Source organism: Lishizhenia sp. (assembly GCF_033720595.1).
GTDB lineage: Bacteria > Bacteroidota > Bacteroidia > Flavobacteriales_D > Crocinitomicaceae > Lishizhenia.
The window spans coordinates 1-7983 of the sequence record NZ_JAWWCF010000143.1 but is presented as its reverse complement, the minus strand read 5'-3'; the positions used below and the strand labels follow the sequence as shown (position 1 = coordinate 7983).

7 protein-coding genes are annotated in these 7983 nt (G+C 36.9%); 4 read left to right on the top strand and 3 right to left on the bottom strand.

Annotated features, from left to right (window positions below; all coding sequences use genetic code 11):
* Positions 1-2237, bottom strand: a 2237-nt coding sequence (locus tag R3333_RS10415) for a hypothetical protein (RefSeq protein ID WP_318958733.1), incomplete at its 3' end; no start/stop codon positions are given.
* Positions 2238-2271: 34 nt separating this feature from the next.
* On the opposite strand from R3333_RS10415, the gene tsaD reads away from it, so the two are divergent.
* Positions 2272-3294, top strand: a complete 1023-nt coding sequence (gene tsaD, locus R3333_RS10410; protein WP_318958732.1) for a tRNA (adenosine(37)-N6)-threonylcarbamoyltransferase complex transferase subunit TsaD — start codon at positions 2272-2274, stop codon at positions 3292-3294.
* Here the strand turns inward: tsaD and R3333_RS10405 are convergent.
* Both R3333_RS10405 and R3333_RS10400 read right to left on the bottom strand, forming a co-directional pair.
* Positions 3283-5292, bottom strand: a complete 2010-nt coding sequence (locus tag R3333_RS10405) for a hypothetical protein (RefSeq protein ID WP_318958731.1) — start codon at positions 5290-5292, stop codon at positions 3283-3285. The two genes, tsaD and R3333_RS10405, sit on opposite strands and share 12 nt — an antisense overlap.
* Positions 5285-6115 (bottom strand): hypothetical protein, encoded by an 831-nt coding sequence (locus tag R3333_RS10400; protein ID WP_318958730.1) that lies wholly within the window; start codon positions 6113-6115, stop codon positions 5285-5287. The genes R3333_RS10405 and R3333_RS10400 overlap by 8 nt, the downstream gene beginning before the upstream one ends.
* A gap of 127 nt (positions 6116-6242) precedes the next feature.
* On the opposite strand from R3333_RS10400, the gene R3333_RS10395 reads away from it, so the two are divergent.
* The 3 genes from R3333_RS10395 to R3333_RS10385 are packed head-to-tail and all read left to right on the top strand — an operon-like array spanning position 6243 to position 7842.
* Entirely contained in the window at positions 6243-6695 is a 453-nt protein-coding gene (locus R3333_RS10395) for a hypothetical protein (RefSeq protein ID WP_318958729.1), read from the top strand.
* A 3-nt stretch (positions 6696-6698) separates the two neighbouring features.
* Positions 6699-7199, top strand: coding sequence for an RNA polymerase sigma factor (locus R3333_RS10390; RefSeq protein ID WP_318958728.1), 501 nt, complete (start codon positions 6699-6701; stop codon positions 7197-7199).
* Positions 7183-7842: a hypothetical protein gene (locus tag R3333_RS10385; protein ID WP_318958727.1), complete on the top strand. Its 660-nt coding sequence runs from the start codon at positions 7183-7185 to the stop codon at positions 7840-7842. The genes R3333_RS10390 and R3333_RS10385 overlap by 17 nt, the downstream gene beginning before the upstream one ends.
* Positions 7843-7983: the final 141 nt, after the last annotated feature.

Sequence of the window (7983 nt, the reverse complement as noted above, 5' to 3'; positions counted from 1 at the left end):
TTCAGTGTATCGTTGATATAGATTTCATCCATATCACAAACAGCGATTAAATTCCCCGAATATAATTCCTGGGTAGTAGCTATATTTTCTCCGTAATACTTCCCATAACTTAATTTAGGAGAGTTCAGGGTTAAATTGTAATTCTTTTGAGGCGCATCAAATTCACCATATACAATGGTATTGTTAGCGATTCCTAACTCAGGATAAAGGACATCTAAAACGGGTTGGGCATCCTTTACGACCAATTGATACGTGAAATTATTTTGAATGTTCTCCAATTCCTTCTCTTGTCGTATAAACAAAGCTGGGAATATTTGTTCCAATTGAAATTCGATGTTGGTAGGGATTTCAGCAAAATTAAACTTCCCTTCCATATCCGCATCCAAGTAATCAGACTGCAAGGAAAGCTTATCCTTTGTAGCACTTCGCTCTGCTTTTACTTGCAATTGCTTCAAATCAAAACTCTTGCCCGCCTGTGAATAATGAATATCCTTTATGTTTACTGCACCCTTGAAATACTCTTTGGTATAATCCTTTAAATCCACCTCCATATTCGCCAGGAAATCAACAGAATCAGGCAATCCTAAATTTAACTTCTCCAAGTGTTCAGCGTCTACTGTGACATCAAACTTCATGAATTCTTTGTCGGAAAAATTGATATTACCGTCAAATTGAAGATCTACTAATTTATCCTTCATATCCAATTGCGCATACACCTGTTCCCCGAGCAACTGCCCTTTGGCTATACTAATATTAGAATAAGGATAATTGCGATAATCAAAGCGTTCCACAAATCCGGTAATTGAAGTAAAGTTGATATCACTGAAACTTGGAGCGTATCCACTAATGGCAAAGCTAGCTGTGGCATTTCCAAAATCTTCTAATCCTAGGAAAGTGCCTAATTGAAATTCTTCCACATCGATGTAATAGGATGAATCTTTAAATTCTCCAAAGAAATACGCTTTCTCATCTTGGTGGTAATCGAAGGTCAAATCCCTAGAAATATGAACTATCCCCAAGGCCGTTCTTATGTTTTTGGCTTTTATATTGAATGTATTCAAGTTCCCTGTAAAGTAAACATTGCTCCCATTTACATAATCAAAGTTCATGACCTGTTGCGGTAAAGATAAATGACTATCTCCGGCGCTTTCCGGTAAATTCAAAGCCTCTAAATCTTGTAGGGTAATATAAAAGTCACTAATCAGTTCATTGAACCTCAAATCTTTCTCCTCTCTAAAATCAGGAAGAATAAAATCTCCTGCGATATAAGAGGAATGTCCAAACTGAAGGTAAACCTCCTTCAAATTCAAGTTTTTTATTTTATCACTTGCTTTAACATCTAAGTAAACAACATCCGTCATCCCCTTTAATTGAGGAGCAAACATTGAAACATCCGTCATCGATACTTTGGCACCCGCAATTTCAACATCAAAATCAACACTATCTATAAACTCTAAATAATTTGCATAACTGTGGGTAATTAGCGCTAGTTTTTTGGCCTGAAGATCGGTTTCAGAAGTTTTGATAATTAGGTTTTCAAAGAAGATTCCTTCTCCACTATGCTTCACATCTCCCGAAAGCTCGTCTAATTTAAACCCTGAGAAATTCTCCTTTGTATGGAGGTGCTCTAATTTAGCAACTAAGCCTTGAGGGGTATACACCAAATCCGCAAAAGTAAGCTGCGTGTTTATAAAATGCATGTGGTCATAGTCCACCCCATAAGCGTTCAATGCTTTGTTTTCGTCCACGAGAGAAAAATCTACATTATCTAGAATTACGGCTTGACTCGAAAGCACAAAATTCGGTGTCTTGGAAGGCGGTTTATCACTCTTAAAATAATCTACGATGTATTGAAGGTTCAGATGGTCCTCACCAGCATAGGTTTTCAGGTTAATTCTTGCATTTTGAAGTTTAACCTCATCTAAACTAAAAATCAGTTTTTTGGCATTGATATCGGATACATTTACTTGCAAAAGATCAATAGCTGCTAAGGTATCGTGTCTGTGGTCTTCAACAAAGATTCCCTTGAGGTAGATTTGATCAAAAAAGCTAATGTCTACCTTATCAATTTCTACCCTTGCATCTAAAGCATTACTTAAAAATGAAGTTGCTTGATGCGCCGCATAGGTTTGAAATTTTGGACTGCGGATGGCTAGTACAAGAAGAAAAATTAATATCAAAACCCATTCTAAGAGTCCCAAGAAACCTTTTCCTAGTATTTTGAGTAACTTTGCCATCGAATTGTAAAAATAATCAAAAGTTGGTCCAATCATGAAGGATAAAGAAATTATCATTTTAGGTATAGAATCGAGCTGTGACGACACTTCTGCAGCGGTTTTAAGAAATGAAGAAATTTTATCAAATGAAATTGCGAGCCAAGGTGTTCATAAAGAGTATGGTGGAGTTGTTCCTGAACTGGCCTCACGCGCTCATCAACAGAACATTATCCCTGTGGTTGATACTGCCATTAAAAAGGCAGGCATCCAAAAAGAAGACATTGATGCCATAGCATTCACGCGTGGTCCAGGTCTTTTAGGATCTTTGATTGTAGGAACTTCCTTTGCCAAGTCTTTTGCCATGGGTATGGATATACCGATGTTAGATTGTAACCACATGCATGGTCATGTATTAGCGCACTTTATAGATGATGAAGGCAAAGACAAACCTGAGTTTCCCTTCCTTTGTTTAACGGTTTCTGGTGGGCATACACAAATTGTCTTAGTAAAAGATTATTTGGACATGGAAGTGATAGGAACAACGATCGATGACGCAGCAGGTGAAGCCTTTGATAAATCAGCTAAAATTCTTGGGCTTCCTTACCCTGGTGGGCCGTTGATTGACAAAAACGCCAAGCTAGGAGATGAAAACAAGTTTGAATTCGCAAAGCCCAATGTAAAAGACTTAAATTATAGTTTCAGCGGACTCAAAACATCTATCCTCTATTTCATTCAAAATCAGGAGAAAGAAAACCCAAATTTTGTGGAGGAAAACATGAATGATTTATGTGCCTCTATTCAGAAAACCATATTAGACATTTTGTTTAAGAAACTGATCAAAGCAGCCAAAGAGCAAAACATTAAAAGTATTGCCATTGCGGGAGGAGTTTCTGCTAATTCAGGCTTAAGAACGCGTTTAGAAGAAGAAGCGAAAAAGCGTCAATGGAAAACTTTCATTCCTAAGTTTGAATACTGTACAGATAATGCAGCCATGATAGCGATTACAGGAAGGTACCATTACCTACGCGGAGAGTTTGCAGACCAGAGTATTGCAGCTACTGCACGTTTAAAATTTTAAACGTAGTTGACACGTCAAATCCGTTTTACGACTCCCTTTAATCAACTCTAAACCAGAACCTAACTCTTTTTTATTTGAATAATGCGTAGAAGCCAACCTTAGGTTAACATCTAGGTATTTGTTCATGCGCCATCTCAACACCAAGTAATAGCGTAACCCTTTATTGTAGTAGGCAGGTATACTAAATGTATTCAGTACATTATTTTCATAAGCATAGATTCTAGCGTCGTAATTATCCGTATTAAAAAGTGCATAACGCACACTAATATCCAAAGGAAAACTCATCGGTCTAAAATTCAAATCTTGCAAGAAAAGATCTCCTGTTGACTCATCCTTCCCCCTTAACACCTTTACCTTTTCCCAACGCATTTTCCACGTCAACCCCTTGATCATTTCTATTTGCAGATGAACCCTGAAATTTTGCTGAATCACATCTTCAATGGGATTTGTTTTTTGTTGGCTTTCCTTGGCATTTTTAGGCTTATTTCTATATCGGTATCGGAAGTAAATAAAAGCATGTTTTCGCCACTTGTATTGATACATACTATTGAGCTCTTGCCCCTTGCTCGGAGCATCTACTTGGTACTTCAACCAAGGAAAACAAAACACATCTACATAGGCATTTATATGATGTCTGCCCTTTTTAAAATCTATAGCAGTGAAAGTACCCTTCTCATTTTCTATTCTTGAGTTTTCCGCAAAAGCCCGCGCATAAAAAGCGTGATAGTCCCTATCATAATCTCTTCTAAACAAACTTAAACTTAAAGATTTATTGAGCGCCATTAAAACGCCCTGCAAATGCGCCCAAGCATTGATCTGCCAAGCATAAGCAAACTCCCCAAAAAATTGTAAATTTCTATAATTCCATTGGTAATCTAAACTGGAATTAGAAAGGTTTTGACCTCTAAACTGAAAGCCATTGTAGATATTTTGTGCTTTGTAATAAGGCAAGGAATAGGATTGATAGATGTGATTGATTCCAAAACCCATAGACGCTCTTTGATGCTGTAATGATACGCCTACAATACTTTCTTTCAGATTGTTCTTCGTGTTGAATTCGCTCACAGTCCTATGATAACCGGAACGAAGAATACTCAGTGCTGTATCTCCTGTTGCATTCAACCTCCCGCTCAAGCTTTTATGTGAAGCGAAAAGAGTTATACTATTTTTCTTTTGCTTCAACCGTATACCTATACCACGCAAAAATCGACTTTCATCCACGGAGGTTGATGGCCGTAAAGCCCGGGCGTTTTTCTTAATGCTTGTCAGTTGCATAGATTTTCCCGCTCCATAGCCTGTCCAATGAATTAAGCCCTGACCAATCTGCGCTGTAAAATCACCCAATGCCAATGCATCCATAACGCCTCGTTTTCCGAGAAACAAATGAATGGATGAAAAATCAGGGAGTTTGGATTTTTGCAAAGGTTCACCAGCATCTTGCTCCAGAGTTAAACCCAAACTAAAATTTCTACCATAATGTAAACGAGCACGTAAATAATAGCTTATTGGACTTCCTAAATATCCGTTAATAGTTGAATCACCACTGTACCCTCTCTTCTTTTGAGTTGCTCCTAAACTTTTAAGATAAACTTGTTTGTTGGCGTACATGAAAAGGTCATGCAAGGGCAATGACCTATCTTCAAAACTCTGTTTAACGACAACAAAAGCTAGTACACGAGAAATTGATTCTGAATCCCAAAACTCGATGGATTGAAGTTCATAAATACTCAACAACTTTCCAGCCTCTTGTTTGTGAAGGCTTAATGCTTGAGCCTGTAGCTCCGTAACTAAGCCTAAATCTACAAGAGGCGTAATTTCATTCTGATTCAAGTTGATGGGATGTTCAAGGTAAAACAGCAAAAGGTCTCTTTTTTGAGTGAGATCAATTTCTTCTACCTCTTGTTGTTCAGCTAAATACTCTAAACTACCTTGTATTTCTTCTTGTGCATGTAAAAGAGAAGCAAACAGAAGGAATGCTATGGTCCAAACCCTACTCATTTTCAAACGAACTAATGATAAAACTTGAAGAAGGTGACCCACTCAATTGTTGCGCGAAACGAAAGGCACAAATGAGTTTAAACCAACTGTTTCGGTAACTAAACCCTAAGGCATATTCCCAGGTTTGAAAACGTATACCTGCGAGTAATTCTAACTTTTCATGCGCTTGGTAACGAATTCCGCTTGCTAGCACATAAGGATGCGTATTGGATTTCTCTATTTGTCCTAACACCTCAATTCCTTCACTCAATTCATGGACTGCCCCTAATAATATGGTCGATCTGTACCCAGCATCTAGGAATAGATCTATTCTTGGTTCATTGAGGTGAAGAACCGACATACCTAAGCGCGTTTTTTCATTCAACTGATAATGCAACCCCATATCGCCACTGAGCTTGTGCCTTATAAAGTCTCCTTGACCAATAGCCAAGTATAAATAGTTTAGTTGCACCCCCAGGGATAATCTTTCCGAGAGCTCCATGGCATAGCCAAGGTTGAAACGTATATCCCTATACAGGCTGTGACCAAAATGCCGAATTCCGAAAACAAAACATTGATGTTGGACGCTCTTTTTAATGGGGAGGTGAAGCTGTAAACTTTGCGCTTGTAATTCTTTCAATAAGAATTTATTACTGTAACTCACAGCAAGAGAAATATCTGTTTGAAGTGTAGCCAACGAAGGATTTTTCATACTTGCAAAGGGAGAATGATAGGCTACGCTATTTCCGGCCAATGCATGTATATCAGCCCCATATTCTCTGTTGATTTGGGAGGTTGAAATAAGCGTAATACAACACCCCAAAAGTGTTAGGTAGGTTTTCATATCCAGAAGATACAACACCCCTCTTATTGCTCAAAAAAATCTACCCTGTGGAAATCCTCAAAAAATAATTCTAGAAGGTGTAATAAATCATAAACTCGAGCCACTAACCTTATAAAAGCAAAGTAAAATGACGATTTCAGAAACAAAACAACAGCTCGAGGAATTATTACAGCAAAGCACTTCAAAAAGAGAAAGTAAGGTTTACCATCGATTTTTAAAGGTGTTATCAGCTTTAGAGGGAAGAGATTTCACAAAAGAAGAATTAACAATGATTCAGTCAGAATTAACACGATTAGATATAAAGCCTATCAAAACAAGAAGAAAAACGTACTTTAGAAAAAAACTACGCTTATTTCTAGGCTTCCTAAATAAAAACTTCTCTTTGGTTATTCATAATCACTACCAAGAATACTCTATGAGCTTAGGAATAGTCTTTGGTGTTGTCCTTGGAACATCTATCTTACAGGACCCCAATGGGAGTTCAATAGGAATATGTGTAGGTTTATTCATCGGATACTTCATCGGAAAGTATTTGGACAAAACAGCATTAGAAGAAAACAGAGTATTAAATATTGCTTAATACATGAGTAGTGATTTTTACACCACACATATATTGCCCTATGCATCCATCATCATTAAGTTATGTAGGGCTTATACCAATTCTCAGGAAGATTTCGAGGATTACTACCAAGAAACATGTTTACAAATCTGGCGCAGTTCTGAAAACTTTAAAAATGAATCTGAATGGTCTACTTGGATTTACAGGATTAGCTTAAATGTTTGCTTAACGCTACTCAAAAAGAAAAAGAATGGTTCACAGCTATTTGCCTCTGACTATATCCCCCCAGAATTAACAGCGGATAGTAAGGCTTTTGCTAATGAAGATTTGAACCAACTTTACGATGCCATACGACAATTGTCAGAAATCGATAGAGCTGTAATAATGCTTTATTTAGAAGAAAAATCTTACAAAGAAATAGGAGAAATTTTAGGAACAAACTCCAACAACATAGGCGTAAAAATTAAACGCATTAAGGAACGCTTAAAAAAAATATTAGAAAAGGATAATGGAAAAATCAATTGAATCAATTTGGAAAGAGGGGTTTATGGATGCAGATGCCTTAGTAGCCCCTCGTGTAAATAAACTCTATAGCAAAAAATCAACGCACATTATTGAGAAGTTTAAACGCATGTTTAAGATGAACTTGATACTTATAGTAATCGGTTCACTGGTAGTCTTGACCGCAAGTTTTCTGGTAGGATTACCTTACATGGGTATACTACTATTTATAGGTTTGAACATACTATTCTTACTGAACATAAAGTTTTTAAAAAGTCTTAAAAACATAGACAATTCAAAAAGTTCTTATGATTATTTAATGAGTTTTGACCAATGGCTTAAAAATCAAATTTCCGTGAACAGAAGGTTTTCACGTCTATTCTACCCTTATATATTTATGGCCTTGTTTCTAGGATTTTGGATGAAAAATGTGGAGGGTAAACATCTGGGTAAATACGCAGTTGAAAAACTACTTCAAACTTACCCTGATCTTTATAGTATTGCTGGTATTCCTCTCGTAATCCTACTCTCCGTTCTATGTATGCTCATTCTACTTTACCTGGTTGGCGGTAAAATATATGAATGGGATTTTAATATTGTATATGGAAGAATAAAAGCAAAACTCGATGATATGGTAAACGATATCCAAGCCTTAAGAGCAGATTAAAAAGTGATGAATACCCTGCTGATGGTCGTATATTAACGTAAATCTTTTCATTAATTTAGAGGCATATTTCATATACACCTTAAAAAAAGAAGACATTTAAAGCTAAGACTGACGCATCGGTAAAATCCTCCACTATGACAC